At 38.8% G+C, this 1,432-nt stretch carries 3 protein-coding genes; 1 reads left to right on the top strand and 2 read right to left on the bottom strand.

Annotation, left to right across the window (positions count from 1 at the left end; genetic code table 11):
• Positions 1-229: 229 nt before the first annotated feature.
• Positions 230-565, bottom strand: coding sequence for a XisI protein (locus tag AC805_RS14535; protein WP_055076084.1), 336 nt, complete (start codon positions 563-565; stop codon positions 230-232).
• Positions 553-969 carry a XisH family protein gene (locus AC805_RS14530; RefSeq protein ID WP_055076083.1) on the bottom strand — a complete coding sequence of 139 codons (417 nt, stop codon included), beginning with the start codon at positions 967-969 and terminating at the stop codon, positions 553-555. Before AC805_RS14530 ends, AC805_RS14535 begins: the two co-directional genes overlap by 13 nt.
• A gap of 150 nt (positions 970-1,119) precedes the next feature.
• Between AC805_RS14530 and AC805_RS27395 the strand changes: the two genes are divergently transcribed.
• Positions 1,120-1,281: a pentapeptide repeat-containing protein gene (locus tag AC805_RS27395; RefSeq protein WP_082429509.1), complete on the top strand. Its 162-nt coding sequence runs from the start codon at positions 1,120-1,122 to the stop codon at positions 1,279-1,281.
• Positions 1,282-1,432: the final 151 nt, after the last annotated feature.

Raw genomic sequence — 1,432 nt, 5'->3', positions numbered from 1 at the left:
TTGCAAGTGACATCACAAAACGTTAGAGTCTAAGCTCTGCCTTATTTGGCTATTATAGCTGCCGCCAGTTTTGTTAGGACAAAATCAAAACCCCAAAGAGAGTTGCCGCGCTCCGCGCGGCAACTCTCTTTGGGGTTTTATGTCCTCATACAGTTGGCGGCAGCTATAGTAAAGAGAAAGCGATCGCAGTTTTAGTTATTAATTTTTGCTGATGCGATCGCGCTTTCACTCAAGCAATTGCGTAGCCAGTATATTCACGCATTTCAGGAGATTGAAATCCCAGTACAATATCTTCCTTCACCACCCCTAAATCTACAAGTTCTTGGGCAACCCTCATTTCCGTCATATTTTGCTGAATCCAAATCTTTCCCTTTATAATATCCAAATGTAAAACGCAACCATAGACCCGTCGATAACCGTCCCATCCCACATTCATGACATGATAATGGTCTTGCTTTGTATCAAAAACCGTATAGCAATCAATCGCACCATTTGCGATCGGGACAGCAGCATAAGCTGTCAATAACGACTGGATTATATTGCGATAAGACTCTATCGTATCCATTGAACAATTACCTCTTGAATTGTGTCGTAAATAATTAGTTTGATTTGATATCTCTCTAATGAGATTTGGGCAAATTCGCGCTTAAAGAATGATTCGTAAACTCCCACTGGCACTGCTAAATACAAAATGCGTGTTGAGTCAGCAATTTCTAAGGCAAGACGATAATTCAAAAACTGCCCTAATGCAGCATGATAATCAGTCAATGGAGAATCACTCAAGAAGGTTTTAATTTCAACGGCAATTTTTTCTTTACCGCGCTCTGCTGCTAACAATTGCTCTGCGCCCAAATCAATTTCAAACTTAGTGCCGCCAATATCTAGTCGTAGTGGATCATCAGTTACATTCCACTGCTCCTTTTCTAAAGCGATCCTGACTACAGCATGAAATCTGTCTTTAGCAGCCATTGTTGTCTTTACAATACTTTATCTTTAATTATAAAGTAATCGCTTTCCTAAATATCTCAAATTCTAAAATGTTCAATCGGAGATCGCTGTTCTATTCATAGATCTTTAGCTGATGCGATCGCCGATCTTGTAGGTTAGTTGTTATCGCTGATGTACCAGCCGGCCTACTTTCTCAAAAGTGCCAATTGCAGAGAATTAAATTTTGTTGAGGCAAATCTCGAAAATGCCTTATTAATCAATATAAATTTGACAAATGCGAAATTATGTAATACGACCGCGCAAGATGTGGCTATTAAACGACAGCATATTTAACCCCAGAGTCGATCGTTGTCGCCCCGCCAATTGCCGTGTCATTTAATAAAATGAGCGTAATTAAAAATAAAGTCGTAAAACCATTAGTTTACTCAATATCATAGGTATTGACTCCGATTTTTAATTATAAGTATCTCATCATAGTTAAAGA

It is taken from the genome of Pseudanabaena sp. 'Roaring Creek' (genome assembly GCF_001402795.1).
GTDB lineage: Bacteria > Cyanobacteriota > Cyanobacteriia > Pseudanabaenales > Pseudanabaenaceae > Pseudanabaena.
Note: the sequence above shows the minus strand (reverse complement) of the source record. Positions and strands in the feature narration are given on the sequence as shown.

What these genes read in the sequence shown, in the direction of transcription:
- AC805_RS14535 (WP_055076084.1), bottom strand. Translation starts at nt 565, where the DNA reads ATGGATACGATAGAGTCTTATCGCAATATAATCCAGTCGTTATTGACA.
- AC805_RS14530 (WP_055076083.1), bottom strand. Translation starts at nt 969, where the DNA reads ATGGCTGCTAAAGACAGATTTCATGCTGTAGTCAGGATCGCTTTAGAA.
- AC805_RS27395 (WP_082429509.1), top strand. Translation starts at nt 1,120, where the DNA reads ATGTACCAGCCGGCCTACTTTCTCAAAAGTGCCAATTGCAGAGAATTA.